Below are 16639 nucleotides of genomic sequence, written 5' to 3'. Positions count from 1 at the left end.
GAGGTTGGCAAAGAATATGCCTAATCAGTACCGTGACTCTAGCTTAAAGGTTTTTTCCTTAAATTCGAATGCACCTTTAGCGGAGGAAATCGCAAAATACATTGGTGTAGAGCTTGGGAAATGCTCTGTCACACGTTTTAGCGATGGGGAAGTTCAGATCAACATTGAAGAAAGTATTCGTGGATGTGATGTTTTTGTCATTCAATCTACTAGTGCACCAGTAAACGAGAATATCATGGAAATGTTAATTATGATTGATGCACTAAGACGTGCATCTGCAAAAACCATTAATATCGTAATGCCTTATTATGGGTATGCTAGACAGGATCGTAAAGCACGTGCACGTGAGCCAATTACTGCGAAACTTATCGCAAACCTGTTAGAAACAGCAGGAGCGAATCGTGTAATAACACTTGACCTTCATGCACCACAAATACAGGGCTTTTTCGATATTTTGATTGATCACTTGATGGGTGTAACCATTTTAGCTGAATATTTCAAAGAAAAGAATCTTGAAGACATCGTAATAGTGTCACCAGACCACGGTGGAGTTACACGTACACGTAGAATGGCAGATAGATTAAAAGCCCCGATTGCTATTATCGATAAGCGACGACCAAGGCCTAATGTGGCAGAAATAATGAACATCGTTGGTCATATCGAAGGGAAGACAGCTATTTTAATTGATGATATTATTGACACAGCTGGAACCATTACATTAGCGGCGAATGCACTCGTTGAAAATGGTGCTTCTGAAGTATATGCATGCTGTACACATCCCGTACTTTCAGGGCCAGCAATCGAACGCATTCAGAACTCAAAGATTAAAGAACTAGTTGTAACGAATACGATTCTTTTACCAGAAGAAAAAAGAATTGATAAAATCAAACAACTTTCTGTAGCACCACTAATCGGTGAGGCTATTATTCGTGTTCATGAGCAACAATCCGTTAGCACACTTTTTGACTAAATTTGCTAAAAGTAGGGTTTAGTTCGCCATCATTAGGGGAAATTTAGTAATATGACTAAATCTTCCAAGGATGGTGTATAAAAAATGTCTACAGTATTAGAAGCGATTGAGCGTGTAAAAGACAAGCGCTCAACACTAACAAATATTAGAAAAGCAGGAAATATTCCAGCTATCTTAAATGGGCCAAATCAAAGTCAACCTATTTATATTAATAGTGCTGATTTTTTGAAAACAATTCGGACTACTGGTCGGAATGGGATTATTAAGCTTGCAATTAATAATAATCAGCATTCTGTTATGCTTCACGAAGTTCAAACAGACCCAATTAAGAGTGAAATCATTCATGCGGATTTCCAGATTGTAAACATGTCAGAGGAAGTAACAGTTGATGTGAATATCAATTTAGTTGGGGAAGCGGCTGGTGTAAAAGATGGTGGAGTGCTCCAGCAGTCCATTCATCAAATTTCGATTTCAGCTCTCCCTTCTGATATACCACAATCAATCGATATTGATGTTTCACAAGTAGAGGTTGGGGATGTTATTACATTAGAAGATATTAATACAAACGGTAAATTTACGATTAATCAAGATACTTCACAGGTTGTGGCATCTGTTCTTGCACCGAGACAGGAAGAAGAGATAAGCACAGGGGAAGAACAAGAGCCAGGTGAACCAGAGAATCTAGAAGGCAGAGAAACTAACGAGTCTGCTGAAGGATAAAGTAAAGGGCTGGACGTAACCAAAAAGGTTACGTCCTTTTGCCACATTAAGCCCTAGGCTGGGTGTTAAAGATCCTCTAGGTCTTGGTATATTTATTGTAAAAGGTTAGCTAGCTTTATGCATGGCCTAAGGTATGAAAATATGCTTTAGTAGTGAAACAAGGTGGGGAAGAAATGAAGCTAATAGTAGGGTTGGGAAATCCAGGTAGGCAGTATGAGGAAACAAGACATAATATTGGTTTTAAGGTAATTGATGAGCTTTCAGAGCAATTAAATATCCCCCTAGATAAGGCGAAATTTAATGGGATATTTGGCCAAGGAATGGTAAATGGCGAGAAGGTTCTACTTTTAAAGCCACTAACATATATGAACTTATCAGGAGAATGTATCAGGCCACTAATGGATTATTATGATATTCTAGTAGATGAGATACTTGTGATATATGATGAGCTTGACCTACCCGTCGGGAAAATCAGGCTTCGTGAAAAAGGGAGCGCTGGTGGCCATAATGGTATGAAATCCATCATTAACCATTTAGGTACTCAGGAGTTCAAGCGAATTCGTATCGGAATCAATCGTCCGACAAATGGCATGAAAATAACTGACTATGTATTAGGGCGTTTCCAAGCGGAAGAGTCTGAGGATATCAAAAATGCGATTCGAAATTCTTCTGAAGCAGCACAAGCATGGCTATCTACACCGTTTTTGCAAGTGATGAATGAATTTAATGCAAAGTAATATAGTATACTAAACTATAGTCAGTGGATTCACGTCAATAAATATTGTAAGTGTATCCAGCAGTCATTACTTTTTTACGTTGTTCGTTCACAATAACGTCCTCCTTGAGTGTGGCAAGTCATTGTGACACATCACGTGAACTCAATTGTTCATTCACAAAAGCACATCTGTTTGGTATGTGAGTAGTGAATAAAGAACCTCATAGCGGTTTATACTAGAAAGTATAAACTGTGGCACGTATCAGCAAAGGAGGATTCTTATGTCACTACACTACCATTGTAGACATTGTGGTGTGAAGGTCGGTAGCATTGATAACTTGACCTTGCATAGTGAAAGTCTTGGATTTCATCAATTAACAGATGAAGAGCGACAAGAGATGATTTCGTACCAAGCGAATGGAGACATTCTTGTAAAAACAATTTGTGAGGACTGTCAGGAAGCATTACATCGCAACCCTGACTATCATCAATTCGAATCGTTTATTCAATAAGAAAAAAGCTTTGGCCTATGCAACCAAAGCGTTTTTCTATTTACGTAAAATAGAGAAGGTATCATTTTTTAAACAGGGGTAAGTATACCTGAAAATAAAAGAAAGCATTGATGCATGTGGTGAAACACTTGCAAAAACTTCGAGAGGGGGTTACCTGTGTTGCTTAAGGGACTACAACAATATATAGGGAATAATGATGAATTAAAATCAGTTATTGATGGAATAGATGGTGGACTACGTGAACAGTTAATTGCAGGTTTATCCGGCTCTGCTCGCACAGTATTTACGGCTGCTCTTTATAGGCAGACAAATCGGCCAATTTTGGTCGTCACCCATAATTTGTACCAGGCGCAGAAAATTTATGAAGATTTAAACGGACTTTTAAATGAAGATGAGGTTTTCCTTTATCCTGTTAATGAATTAATTGCTTCGGAAATAGGAATCGCTAGTCCAGAGCTAAAAGGACAACGTATTGAAGCATTAAATTATTGGAATCACCAATCTAAAGGAATCATTATTGCACCAATTGCAGGATTAAAAAGGCTTCTTCCACCCAAAGAAATCTGGAAAGAAAGTCAGTTATCATTTACTGTTGGCCAAGATATAGAGGTATCCGATATATTAGAAAGACTAATAGCAATGGGCTATGAACGGGTATCCATGGTGTCGGCACCTGGAGAGTACAGTGTACGTGGTGGAATTCTCGATATATATCCTTTAACAGAGGAAAATCCAGTTCGTATTGAGTTGTTTGATACAGAGGTTGATTCAATTCGTACATTTTCAATTGAAGACCAACGATCACAAGGGAAAATTAACTCGATTTTGATTGGACCTGCAACTGAAATATTACTTTCGCCGTCGCATTTAGAAAAAGGCGTACAAGTGTTAGAAGAAGGACTAGCCAAAAGCTTGAAGAAAATCAAGGATGAAAAGGTAAAGGAACTATTGTTAGAGAACATTTCATATGAACTTGAACAATTAAGAAATGGGCAAACAATAGAACAAATGTTTAAATACCTTTCCTTAGTTTACGACCAGCCTGCTAGTTTACTAGACTATTTACCCGCTGAGGGGATCGTTTTAATAGATGAAATTAGTAGAGTACAGGAGATGGCTGAGAGTCTTGATAAAGAAGAGGCTGACTTCGTTACGAGCTTATTATCACAAGGGGAAATCATTCATAACATTACCTTGTCACATCCGTTCGCAAAGCTTCTTCAACAATCGACAAATCCTTTGGTGTATCTTTCTCTTTTCTTACGGCATGTACCACATACAAGCCCACAGAATATTTTAAATATGTCTTGTAAACAAATGCAAAATTTCCATGGACAGATGCATGTGCTAAAAGCGGAGCTGGAACGATGGCAGAAAGGGAATTACTCTGTCATTTTTCTTGGTTCGAATGAAGAACGAGTTAAAAAGCTAGAACAGGTCCTGTCAGACTATGAAATCGATGCAATTACAAGTAAAAGTGATGGAGATATTTTGCTAGGTAAGCCTCAAATCTTAATTGGTGATCTCCAGGATGGCTTTGAATTACCTTTGCAACATATCGCGGTCATAACAGAAGAAGAGCTTTTTAAGAAAAAAATGCAAAAAACAAAACGAAAGCAAAAGCTTTCAAATGCGGAGCGAATAAAGAGCTATTCTGAATTGCAAGTCGGCGACCATGTGGTTCACGTGAACCATGGTATTGGTAAGTATTTAGGGATTGAAACTCTAGAAATTAACGGAATCCACAAGGACTATTTGCATATCCGCTATCAGGGCAGTGACAAGCTTTATGTACCAGTTGATCAAATCGAACAAGTGCAGAAATATGTAGCGTCTGAAGGAAAAGAACCGAAGATATACAAATTAGGTGGAACCGACTGGAAGCGTGTTAAAAAGAAGGTTGAATCATCTGTTCAGGATATAGCAGATGATCTGATAAAACTATATGCTGAGCGTGAAGCGAGTAAAGGATTTGCTTTTTCACCTGATGGGGAAATGCAAAGAGAATTTGAAGCTTCCTTTCCATATCAGGAAACAGAGGATCAATTACGATCGATTCAGGAAATTAAAAAGGACATGGAACGAGAACGTCCAATGGATCGCCTTCTCTGTGGAGATGTGGGTTATGGAAAAACAGAGGTTGCGATACGTGCTGCATTTAAGGCAATTATGGACGGAAAACAGGTTGCTTTCTTAGTGCCAACCACGATTTTGGCACAGCAACATTATGAAACAATACGTGAGAGGTTCCAGGACTTTCCGATTTCAATTGGTCTATTAAATCGTTTCCGTTCAAGAAAACAGCAAACAGAAGTAATAAAAGGATTGAATAACGGAACAGTTGATATCGTTGTCGGAACACATCGTTTATTGTCTAAGGACATTACGTATAAGGATTTAGGTCTATTAATTATCGATGAAGAACAACGTTTTGGTGTTACGCATAAGGAAAAAATCAAACAACTTAAGGCAAATATTGATGTTCTCACATTGACTGCAACTCCAATTCCACGAACACTTCATATGTCGATGCTTGGTGTTCGTGATTTGTCGGTAATTGAGACACCGCCAGAGAACCGATTTCCTGTTCAAACATATGTGGTTGAATACAATGGTGAACTAATACGAGAAGCTATTGAACGGGAAATGGCAAGGGATGGCCAAGTATACTTTTTATATAATAGAGTAGAGGATATCGAACGGAAGTCAGAAGAAATCTCTATGCTTGTTCCAGATGCAAGAATTGCTTATGCCCATGGAAGAATGACAGAAAATGAACTAGAATCCGTGATCTTAAATTTTCTTGATGGTCAGTTTGATGTCCTTGTTACAACGACTATTATTGAAACAGGTGTTGATATACCAAACGTTAACACATTGATTGTTCAGGATGCAGATCGAATGGGACTTTCACAGCTTTATCAGTTAAGAGGACGAGTAGGACGTTCAAATCGAGTTGCCTACGCGTATTTTACTTATCGTAAGGATAAGGTACTGAATGAAGTAGCTGAAAAACGACTTCAAGCCATTAAAGAATTTACCGAGCTTGGATCTGGGTTCAAAATTGCCATGCGTGACCTATCGATACGTGGTGCTGGAAACATATTAGGTGCACAACAACATGGTTATATCGATTCTGTTGGATTTGACCTCTACTCTCAAATGTTGAAAGAAGCAATTGCAGAACGCCAAGGTGATACTACGGCTGTAAAACAAGCAAATGTGGAGATTGATGTCGAGGTGGATGCCTATCTTCCAGATGCGTATATTTCAGATGGTCGCCAAAAAATTGATATGTATAAACGTTTTAGAGGTATTACAACTATGGAAGATGTGGAAGAACTTCAAGAAGAAATGGTTGACCGTTTTGGTGAATATCCTGTAGAAGTTGACTACTTATTCAAAATTGCTCAAATTAAAGTCTATGCATTAGCTGAACAGGTAATATCCATCAAACAAGCTAAGCAAGAAGTCACAATTCTTCTATCTGATGAAGCTAGCAGTCAAATCGATGGTCAGAAGATATTTAAACTCGGTAATACCTTTGGACGAATGGTTGGTCTTGGAATGGAAGGCAGTAAGTTAAAGATTGTCATCCAAACAAAGGGACTCGAAGTGAACGAATGGTTAGGAATCATCTATGAGATGGTGAAAGGTTTACAAAATGTGAAAAAAGAAAATGTAAATGCGGTATAAGTTATCTCTATACCCATAACAATATGACGAATAGAACCAAAGTCTTAAGTGCCGATAGTTCTGATGTATGGTTATTTTTTCCTGTTGTGAAAAAACACAATCAACGTGAATAGAACTTTGTTGGTGTAAGATACTAAACTCAACAACAAATGGTGATTTATTCAAATCTATACAAAATGTACATCAAATGAGTGTTCAATGGGAGGATGGAAAGGACCACGTTGACAAAACATCAAGTTCTTATGTCTTGTCAACACTAGCACATCCTATGATTTGAAACATCGAGGCAGCGAAATGTTGAGTGCCAGTGGGTATGCAGTTAATACGAGTGGGACGAAATAACACGCCAACAAGTTCCACAGAATGTGGGTACTTCAATTGTTTGACACAGCACGTGTCGGTAGTTAATTGAAGGTCCTCTACTAGCTGTGTCAATTTTCACCCGACCTTTGAACATTCCAACAATCACCACTATTCTTTAATCATCAGATGAAAGTGAGGCATCATAAGAATGAAAGCAACTGGTATTGTTCGTCGTATTGATGATTTAGGTCGAGTAGTTATCCCAAAGGAAATCCGTAGAACGTTACGTATTAGAGAGGGAGACCCATTAGAGATTTTCGTTGATCGCGATGGAGAGGTCATTTTAAAGAAATACTCCCCAATCAGTGAACTAAGCGATTTTGCGAAGGAGTATGCAGAAGCACTATTTGATAGCTTAGGGCATCAAGTACTTATTTGTGACCGCGATGCTTTTATCGCAGTTGCAGGAGGATCTAAAAAAGAATACTTAAATAAAAATATTAGCGAACTAATAGAAAAAGCGATGGAAGACAGAACTTCAATCTTAGAAACGGAAGAACGTCAAATATCCATCGTAGAGGGTGCTGATGAGACAATCTCATCGTATACAATCGGTCCTATAATTGCAAATGGGGATCCAATTGGTGCAGTTGTCATTTTATCAAAGGAAAAGTCCCTTGGTGAGGTAGAACAAAAAGCGGTAGAAACTGCAGCTGGATTTCTCGCACGACAGATGGAACAATAAAAGAGAAAAAAGCAATTTCTGTGGAACATGCATTTACGAAAGTCCGCTATGATATGTGGCATTCGTGGACTCATTACACCATTGGGGTTGATTTGCATTCTTCGTGGGATGATTATGCATTCGAAGTTTTCCTTAACTGTTCAGTCTGACAAGTATAAGACAAACATGTGCAAGAATTGTTTGATACTGGAGTGCTTTGGCTTTAAACCTTGGAGATGTTTAAGCAAAGCTTTTCGTAATATAATCGCTAAAAAGCTAAATGTAGTATAGAAAAGGTGGCTATTGTAGCTGCCTTTTCTTTCGTTAACGAGACCTTGTCACTTCTATCAAGGCGATTAAACAGCAAGTATGTTATAATACACTGGAAAATTCATTGGGAGGAGATGGGCGATGAACGTCCAATCCGAAGAGCGATCAAAACGAATTTGGGAAGGTGCATTCGCGCTAACCATTGCTGGTTTAATCACCAAGATACTAAGTGCAGGTTACCGGATTCCCTATCAAAATATAGCAGGGGATATTGGTTTTTACATATATCAACAGGCATATCCGATTTACGGAATAGTCCTTGTGTTTTCTACATATGGATTTCCAGTCATTATTTCAAAACTTATAGCAGAAAAAGTAGAGCATCGAGATGAAGCGGCAGTCTTGAAAATACTCTCTATCACCTTATTAACTTTATTAGGGATTGGGATTGCCATTTTTGGTTTCTTATATTGGGGAGCTGAGATGATTGCGGGATGGATGGGAGATAGGAATCTATCACCATTGGTAAGAGTCATTTCCTTTTCGTTTTTATTATTGCCGTTTATCTCCGTTTTTCGAGGCTTTTTTCAAGGGTATAAAAACATGATACCAACAGCGGTGTCTCAGGTTACCGAACAATCCATACGGGTCATAACGATTCTCCTCATGTCAATTCTTCTATTGGATTTTGGATACGGTGCATATGAAGCAGGGGCGGGGGCAATCTTTGGATCAATTACAGGCGGCCTTGCAGCCATTTTCGTTTTATTATTTTATTTACTGAAGAGGAAAAAGGTCTTTGTATGGTCTTCGATTAAGAAAGCTACGATAAAATCAAGAGATATCATCAAAATCCTTTTGACACAAGGAATGACAATTTGTATTAGTGCTTTACTGCTCATTCTCTTTCAGCTCGTTGATTCATTTACTGTGTATTCATTATTAGTGACAGGTGGTATGGAAGAAGAGGTTGCGAAGCAGGTAAAAGGAGTTTATGATCGGGGACAACCTTTGCTACAGCTCGGAACAGTAGTTGCGACATCATTGGCTTTGTCGCTTGTTCCTTTAATCGCCAGTGCAAAATCAAGAAACGATGTAGAGTTTATTGAAAGGAAGGTTGACCTTACATTCCGTTTAAGTGTGGTTGTTGGACTTGGAGCAGCAGTTGGACTTGCTTGTGTATTAGAACCAACTAATATCATGCTCTTTCGTAACAATCTTGGAACAAACGTTCTAATGATTATCGGTTTTTCTATTTTATTTACAACTTTGTCTCAAGCAATTACCGCCATTTTGCAAGGGTTAGGGCACTCATACTTACCAGCTATTGTTGTTGTGATTGGGGTGCTAATCAAATGGTTATTTAACCTGCTACTTATTCCACAATATGAAACGGTTGGGTCCGCTTTTGCTACCTTTATCGCCTTTGGCGTAATAGCCATTCTACATATAGTCATTTTAAAAAGGAAATTACCAAATGTGCTAAAGAGTTTTACGTTTGTTTTCCGTATTCTGTTTGCAACAGTCGTCATGGGGCTCGTTATCTTTTGTTATTCAAGGGCCTTGAACATACTATTCCCAACAGTAGTGGAAACTCGTGCATTTGCCAGCTTCGAGGCCTTGACATCTGTTATGGCTGGAGGCTTCACCTATTTACTTTTCATTTTAAGAGGGAGTGTCTTCACTGATGAAGAGCTCTCAGAAATCCCAGTAGGGTCAAAAGGGGCCTCTTTCATGAGGTTTCTTAAAGGAGGGAAAAAGGTATGATAACAATTATTGGATTAGGAGCGGGAGATTTATCACAACTGCCGCTTGGTATCTATCGAAAACTCACAGATTCAGAACATTTGTTTCTTCGAACAAAGGAGCATCCTGTAATAAAGGAATTAGAAGCAGAAGGAATTACCTATCAATCATTTGATGAAATTTATGAAAAACATGATCAATTTGAGTCTGTTTATGATGAAATTGTCGATATCCTAAAAAAAGAAGCAAAAACAAAGGACATCGTATATGCTGTACCTGGACACCCGATGGTAGCGGAAAAGACAACTCAATTATTACTGGAGGATGAGACCCTGCAGGTAAAAATAGAAGGTGGTCAAAGTTTTATCGATCCGTTATTGGCTTCATTAAAAATTGATCCCATTGAAGGATTTCAATTCCTTGATGCCTTAACCTTTGAAAAAGATGAGCTGCAGTTATCTCAACATATCATCATCTGTCAGGTATATGATCAATACATTGCTTCTAATGTGAAACTAACATTGATGGAGCAATTTCCTGATGACTACGAAGTTTATATCGTAACAGCAGCGGGGAGCAAAGATGAAAAAATCACGAAGGTTTCTCTATATGAATTAGATCGAGGTGTCGAAGTAAACAATCTAACAAGTGTCTATGTCCCGCCTGTGAAAGAAGAAGAGCTTCTCTATCACGATTTTCGAACCTTTAGAAGAGTGATAGCAGCATTACGTGGCCCTGGTGGGTGTCCGTGGGATCAAAAACAAACACACGAATCCCTGAAAAAATATTTGCTAGAGGAAACCTATGAGGTGCTTGATGCTATCGACAGCGGAGATGACGATCATTTAGCGGAGGAACTAGGGGACGTACTACTCCAAATCCTTCTTCACGCCCAAATTGGAGAGGATGAAGGAATGTTTACAATCGATGATGTCATTCGGGGGATTTCTGAAAAAATGATCCGAAGACACCCGCATGTATTCGGAGACTCTACAGCAGATACAGCTGAAGAAGTGGTTTCAAACTGGGAGCAAATTAAGCGCCTAGAAAAAGGGAGCAAAGATGACGAATTATCTATATTGGATGATGTAACAAAAGGGTTGCCAGGATTAATGAAAGCTGTTCAGTATCAAAAAAAAGCGGCGAAGGTAGGATTTGATTGGGACGATGTCGAACCTATGTGGGAGAAGGTTTTTGAGGAAATCCATGAATACAAGGAAGCCGTTGCAAACAAGCAAAAGGGAGAAGCTGTTCAAGAGTTTGGGGATATTCTTTTTGCTTTAGCAAATATTGCAAGATTTTATAAATTTGACCCTGAAGAAGCCCTTGTGATGACCAACCAAAAGTTCGCAAGACGTTTTAAATTTATAGAAACAGAAATAAAAAAACAAGGGTTAAAAATAGAGGAACAAACGCTTGAACAACTAGATGCTATCTGGGAAAAAGCGAAAGAATACGGACTATAGAAAGAGGTGACAACATATGCGGTTGGATAAATTTTTAAAGGTGTCTCGCATAATTAAGAGAAGGACTTTAGCAAAAGAGGTAGCTGACCAAGGTAGGATTCTCATTAATGGAACTGCAGCAAAAGCAAGCAGTAATGTAAAAATAGGTGATGAGTTAACGATTCGATTTGGACAGAAAATCATCACTGTGAAAATTGAAGACCTACAGGAAACAACGAAAAAGGAAGATGCAAACAAGCTCTATTCCGTAGTAAAAGAGGAAAAAGTAGAAGCATAAAACTTCATAAGGCTTGTTCTAAATTCCACCACAATCTCATACATTTTACTATTAGACAAGTGGGTATTCTGACCACTTAAGTATGAATGTGGGGGTTAAAGGGATGAACCAATACTATGATGGATCGCCGTCTAATAAAGGAACTGTACAAGAGCATGATGTAATCATGAGAAGTCGTAAGCTTCTTGATATAACAGGTGTAAAACAGGTAGAGAGTTTTGATAATGAAGAATTTTTGCTTGAAACTGTTATGGGCTTCCTAGCCATTCGTGGCCAAAACCTGCAAATGAAAAATCTAGATGTGGAAAAGGGCGTCGTCTCTATCAAGGGAAGGGTTTTTGACATTAACTATTTGGACGACCATTCCACGGAGAAAGCTAAAGGATTCTTTAGCAAGTTATTTAGATGAACCTAACAACCCAGTTTTACACATTACTTGCAATGATTTGCATGGGTGGTTGGCTAGGGGCCTCTCTTGATACGTACCAACGTTTTCTAAAGCGTTCCAAACGCAAGTATTTCTTTGTTTTCATTAATGATATTCTTTTTTGGATTGTACAAGGTCTATTGTTTTTTTATACACTATTGCTGGTCAATGAAGGAGAATTGCGATTTTACGTATTTATCGCGATTTTATGCGGATTTGCCGCATACCAAAGTTTATTAAAATCCATGTACGTTAGACTGCTAGAACATGTGATTCAAGCCATCATTCGTATATATGAGTTTTTACTTAAAACAGGTGAATTACTCATTGTTCGACCTATTAAAATGCTGTACCAGCTTATTATCGTGATTTTATTGGGTATATTAAATATACTTCTGGTTCTTGGAAAGATCCTCCTGAAGATAGGCTGGATCATTCTTAAAATCTGTTTTACCCCAATAAAGTGGATCGGGGTCATTATCTGGAAGTTACTACCACAAACTGTTACGAAAAATGTTGAAAAGTTTTTTCAAAAGTGTGCAGGATTTTTGAAAAAGGTAGAGAATATCAAACCTATACTGATAAAATGGTGGAAAAAGATAAGGAAAAAATAGGAGGCATTCTCTACAATGAGTGCAGTAGGAAAGAAAAATGTAACACAATTACAATCAACCTATATGGAAAAGTATAAACAGCAAGAACAAGCCATTCAAATGAAACGAAAAGGCTTGATTAGAAGATTGATTGCATTCTCTATCTTAGCTGCAATCATCTCCTATGGGCTTATTTCCATGGTTGTATCACAACAGAAAACGATAAATGAAAAAATGGCTCAAAAAGAAAAGTTACAGGAGCAACTTACTACGCTTGAAGATGAGCAAGTCCTTCTTGAAGAGGAAATTATAAAACTCAATAGTGATGAATATATTGAAAAAATAATTCGCAGGGATTATTTTCTATCTAAGGAAGGTGAAATCATCTTTAAAGTTGGGGATGGGTCTTAGCCTTATTGACACTTGATTTTTATATTATGTATAATGTAATTAAATGATTTTGTTCAAATTTAAGGAGGAGCATTTTTTTTATGTCAATTGAAGTAGGCAGCAAGGTTCAAGGGAAGGTAACAGGAATTACGAATTTCGGAGCGTTTGTGGAGCTGCCAGAGGGCTCAACTGGTCTTGTCCATATTAGTGAGGTTGCTGACAATTATGTTAAAGATATTAATGAGCATCTAAAAGTTGGTGACCAAGTAGAGGTCAAGGTTATAAATGTTGAGAAAGATGGAAAGATTGGATTGTCTATTAAAAAGGCAAAAGAAACGCCACAACCACAGCGTCCGCGCAACAATGGTCCGCGTAATAATAGAAGGGACCAACATCAAAACAAACCAGAAAGCTTTGAACAAAAAATGAATCGCTTTCTTAAAGACAGTGAAGATCGTCTATCTTCCCTAAAGCGTCACACTGAGTCAAAACGCGGTGGACGTGGAGCGAGAAGAGGATAACCTGCTGCTGTTGCTATAATATATAAATTGTAAGCACCCAATCGCTATTGGGTGCTTTTTGTTTTAGTAAAAACTATCTCAATAGAATACGACAAAAAAACAGTGCAAGTAAAACTTGCACTGTTTTTATATGACCCGTACGGGATTCGAACCCGTGTTACCGCCGTGAAAGGGCGGTGTCTTAACCGCTTGACCAACGGGCCTAAACTATTTATGGTGTGTCTAGCTTCAGCGACTAGAAACTCGAGAAACTTCAACTTCTTCGAATGAAGCAAAGAACGCTTCTTCGTCGGAGTTTCCAGTTTTCTCATTTCTGTTCGAGTCGCTTCAGCATTTCTGATAGCGGCGGAGGGGATCGAACCCCCGACCTCACGGGTATGAACCGTACGCTCTAGCCAGCTGAGCTACACCGCCATATATATAAGCTACATAGTGTTCGACAATCTTTGTCTAAACTCTAGTAAGTAGGCACAAGATATATAATACCTTCTGTTTATTCGTTCGTCAATATATTTATTTGAAGAGGAAAATAATACAAAAATTCACAAAATAGACACAACGAATGGCTGCATTTCTCCACAAATCTTACTCAAATACATCCTAAAATTCGTCAAGTGACATATATTTTGTAGGAAAACTAGACAAGCAGTCGAATACTTTTTCCATTTCCTCCTGATGTTTTGACAAAATATGAATTCCTACAACTGTATAATTACAAACAACTATTAAATACGGGGAGTGTTTGTAAATGGAAAGAGTAGAGAGGAATATGAGCGGGCCAATCACAGATGTAGCGATCAGTAAAACGCAAGACACTGTATCAAGATGGTTTCAGCAAATCCTAGCAAAACTTGAAAATCTATTTTTACTAAAAGGGCTATTACTAGTAGTTGTCGGGTTTTTATTGGGACGAGCCCTGATACTCGATGAATTGACCCCTTTTGCACTTCCATTTTTTGCGAGCGTATTTTTGCTCAAAAAGGGCAAAGCTGGGGTGGCGATGGCAGCCATTATCGTAGGGTCATTCACTCTTTCGGCAGATGTAACTATTTTTGCAGTTCTATCCATTTTTCTATTTCTCGTAATCTATAAGTTCCTTCAAAGATTTAAAGTAGATTTTCTTAAGTACCTGCCAACAATTGTTTTGCTTTCATCGGCTACTACGAAGATGGGAATCCTATATGTTACACAAGGTTCTATTACAGTTCATGATGGGGTAATGGTTGGTGTTGGGTCAGGTTTAGCTTTTATCTTAACGTTAATTTTTCTTCAAAGTGTACCATTGTTAACAGAGAAACGAAGAAGACAATCATATAAAACGGAAGAAATTATTTGTTTGATTATCTTAATTGCCTCTGTGTTAACAGGGACAATGGGCTGGTTTGTATACGAACTGTCCATATCGAATATTTTATCAAGATATGTTGTCCTCCTGTTTGCTTTCGTCGCAGGAGCGACTATTGGCTCAACGGTAGGGGTTGTAACAGGCCTAATTTTAAGTCTTGCTAATGTAACAAGCTTGTCTCAAATGAGTTTGCTTGCTTTTTCTGGTTTACTCGGTGGCTTATTAAAAGAAGGAAAGAAGGCAGGAGTGGCTATCGGACTCATTGTAGGGACTCTGTTAATTGGCCTTTATGGTGAAGGAGCTAGTAACTTCCTTCCTACTTTATATGAATCTGGTGTTGCCATTCTATTATTCTTACTGACGCCTAAAGGGGTAATCAGTAAGATAGCGCGAAATATTCCAGGCACACCTGAGCATCATGCAGAACAACAACAATACCTTCGTAAAATTCGAGATGTAACGGCAAATCGTGTCTCTCAATTCTCGACGGTATTTGAAGCGCTTGCAAACAGCTTTTCAGAATATGGATATCCCGCTGATGAAGATGATAAAGACCGTGAAGTAGATTTGTTCTTAAGCAATGTCACGGAAAAGACTTGTCAATCTTGTTTTAAAAAGGAGGCGTGCTGGTCCAAGAACTTTAATAAAACATATGACTTTATGCACGATATTATGCATGGTTGTGAAACAAATACCCTCCAGTATAATCACAAACTTACGAGAGACTGGGACAAACATTGTGTTCGTTCAAACAAAGTGATCGATGCAATAGAACAGGAATTGACCTATTATCAAGCTAATCAAAAATTAAAGAAACAAGTAAAGGAGAGTCGGAGACTAGTAGCTGATCAATTATTAGGTGTTTCTCAAGTAATGAGTGATTTTGCGATGGAAATTCAACGAGAAGGTGAAAATTACCATGTGTTAGAAGAACAAATACTAGATGCGTTGCAAACATTTGGTATTCAAATTGGTCATGTAGAAATTTATAGTGTAGAACAAGGTAATGTAGATATTGAACTAAGTATTCCATACTGCAATGGAAGTGGGGAATGTGAAAAATTAATTGCACCGATGTTATCGGATATTCTTGAAGAAACGATTCTAGTTAAAAAGGAGGAATGCTCTGCATACCCAAATGGATATTGTCATGTAACACTTGGTTCTGCAAAAGCATTTGTAATAGATACAGGAGTAGCCCATGCTGCTAAGGGTGGTGGATTAGTATCAGGTGATAGTTTCTCAACGATTGAGCTCGGTGTTGGTAAACACGCGGTTGCTATTAGTGATGGCATGGGGAATGGGGAACGTGCCCATTATGAGAGTAATGAAACATTAGAGTTATTAAAGAAAATTCTTCAATCTGGCATCGAAGAGAAAGTAGCGATTAAATCTGTAAACTCAATTCTATCATTGCGGACGACGGATGAGATCTTTTCTACGCTAGATTTGGCGGTTATTGACCTTCAGGATGCAAGTGCAAAATTTTTAAAAATTGGATCCACACCAAGCTATATAAAGAGAGGGGATAAGATTAGTAAAATACAGGCAAGTAATCTACCAATGGGGATCATTGAGGACTTTGAAGTGGAGGTTGTAGATGAACAACTAAAAGCAGGGGATCTTTTAATTATGATGAGTGATGGTATTTTCGAGGGACCGAAGCATGTTGAGAACTATGATATGTGGATGAAACGTAAGATTAAGGAAATCAAGACCGACGATCCTCAAGAAATAGCAGATCTTATCATGGAGGAGGTTATTCGTACAAGATCGGGGCAAATTGAAGATGATATGACTGTTGTAGTAACGAAAATAAAACATAATACACCAAAATGGGCAGCCATCCCTGCCTATGCCTATCAAAAAACGAAAGGTAAAGCCATCTGACAGATGGAAGGAGGTTTAAAATTCTATCAATCCGTCCATCCTGTTACTAACTTAAGTAACCAGGAGGGGATGAA

14 protein-coding genes and 2 tRNA genes are annotated in these 16639 nt (G+C 38.2%); 14 read left to right on the top strand and 2 right to left on the bottom strand.

Annotation, left to right across the window (positions count from 1 at the left end; genetic code table 11):
- Nucleotides 1-16 precede the first annotated feature (16 nt).
- The 13 genes from ACWPVE_RS08820 (at nucleotide 17) to ACWPVE_RS08760 (ending at nucleotide 13330) form a co-directional block, all read left to right on the top strand.
- Nucleotides 17-970 carry a ribose-phosphate diphosphokinase gene (locus ACWPVE_RS08820; RefSeq protein WP_453992542.1) on the top strand — a complete coding sequence of 318 codons (954 nt, stop codon included), beginning with the start codon at nucleotides 17-19 and terminating at the stop codon, nucleotides 968-970.
- Between the two features lie 84 nt (nucleotides 971-1054).
- Nucleotides 1055-1690 (top strand): 50S ribosomal protein L25/general stress protein Ctc, encoded by a 636-nt coding sequence (locus tag ACWPVE_RS08815; RefSeq protein ID WP_453992540.1) that lies wholly within the window; start codon nucleotides 1055-1057, stop codon nucleotides 1688-1690.
- 173 nt (nucleotides 1691-1863) lie between these two features.
- Nucleotides 1864-2427, top strand: coding sequence for an aminoacyl-tRNA hydrolase (pth, locus tag ACWPVE_RS08810; RefSeq protein ID WP_453992539.1), 564 nt, complete (start codon nucleotides 1864-1866; stop codon nucleotides 2425-2427).
- Nucleotides 2428-2686: 259 nt separating this feature from the next.
- Nucleotides 2687-2917: an anti-sigma-F factor Fin family protein gene (locus ACWPVE_RS08805; RefSeq protein ID WP_453992537.1), complete on the top strand. Its 231-nt coding sequence runs from the start codon at nucleotides 2687-2689 to the stop codon at nucleotides 2915-2917.
- Between the two features lie 159 nt (nucleotides 2918-3076).
- A complete protein-coding gene (mfd, locus tag ACWPVE_RS08800; RefSeq protein ID WP_453992536.1) occupies nucleotides 3077-6613 on the top strand; it encodes a transcription-repair coupling factor in 3537 nt (1178 codons plus the stop codon).
- 511 nt (nucleotides 6614-7124) lie between these two features.
- Nucleotides 7125-7661 carry a stage V sporulation protein T gene (gene spoVT, locus ACWPVE_RS08795; protein WP_453992535.1) on the top strand — a complete coding sequence of 179 codons (537 nt, stop codon included), beginning with the start codon at nucleotides 7125-7127 and terminating at the stop codon, nucleotides 7659-7661.
- Nucleotides 7662-8051: 390 nt separating this feature from the next.
- The gene (locus tag ACWPVE_RS08790; protein WP_453992534.1) at nucleotides 8052-9677 is read left to right on the top strand and encodes a putative polysaccharide biosynthesis protein; all 1626 of its coding nucleotides are present in this window, start codon (nucleotides 8052-8054) and stop codon (nucleotides 9675-9677) included.
- Nucleotides 9674-11122, top strand: a complete 1449-nt coding sequence (gene yabN, locus ACWPVE_RS08785) for a bifunctional methyltransferase/pyrophosphohydrolase YabN (protein ID WP_453992532.1) — start codon at nucleotides 9674-9676, stop codon at nucleotides 11120-11122. Before ACWPVE_RS08790 ends, yabN begins: the two co-directional genes overlap by 4 nt.
- Nucleotides 11123-11138: 16 nt before the next feature.
- Entirely contained in the window at nucleotides 11139-11399 is a 261-nt protein-coding gene (locus tag ACWPVE_RS08780; RefSeq protein WP_453992530.1) for an RNA-binding S4 domain-containing protein, read from the top strand.
- 103 nt (nucleotides 11400-11502) lie between these two features.
- Nucleotides 11503-11808, top strand: coding sequence for a sporulation protein YabP (gene yabP / locus ACWPVE_RS08775; protein WP_453992528.1), 306 nt, complete (start codon nucleotides 11503-11505; stop codon nucleotides 11806-11808).
- A complete protein-coding gene (gene yabQ / locus ACWPVE_RS08770) occupies nucleotides 11805-12440 on the top strand; it encodes a spore cortex biosynthesis protein YabQ (protein ID WP_453992526.1) in 636 nt (211 codons plus the stop codon). The genes yabP and yabQ overlap by 4 nt, the downstream gene beginning before the upstream one ends.
- Nucleotides 12441-12455: 15 nt before the next feature.
- Entirely contained in the window at nucleotides 12456-12830 is a 375-nt protein-coding gene (locus tag ACWPVE_RS08765) for an FtsB family cell division protein (RefSeq protein ID WP_453992524.1), read from the top strand.
- Nucleotides 12831-12910: 80 nt separating this feature from the next.
- Entirely contained in the window at nucleotides 12911-13330 is a 420-nt protein-coding gene (locus tag ACWPVE_RS08760) for a S1 domain-containing RNA-binding protein (protein ID WP_453992522.1), read from the top strand.
- 131 nt (nucleotides 13331-13461) lie between these two features.
- On the opposite strand, the gene ACWPVE_RS08755 is transcribed toward ACWPVE_RS08760, so the two are convergent.
- Nucleotides 13462-13533: transfer RNA gene (locus tag ACWPVE_RS08755), tRNA-Glu, on the bottom strand.
- 137 nt (nucleotides 13534-13670) lie between these two features.
- Nucleotides 13671-13744: transfer RNA gene (locus ACWPVE_RS08750), tRNA-Met, on the bottom strand.
- 334 nt (nucleotides 13745-14078) lie between these two features.
- Between ACWPVE_RS08750 and spoIIE the strand changes: the two genes are divergently transcribed.
- Nucleotides 14079-16565 carry a stage II sporulation protein E gene (gene spoIIE, locus ACWPVE_RS08745; protein ID WP_453992520.1) on the top strand — a complete coding sequence of 829 codons (2487 nt, stop codon included), beginning with the start codon at nucleotides 14079-14081 and terminating at the stop codon, nucleotides 16563-16565.
- Nucleotides 16566-16639 lie beyond the last annotated feature (74 nt).

The organism is Bacillus nitroreducens, assembly GCF_964021195.1.
This window is presented reverse-complemented; position numbering and strand designations above follow the sequence as displayed.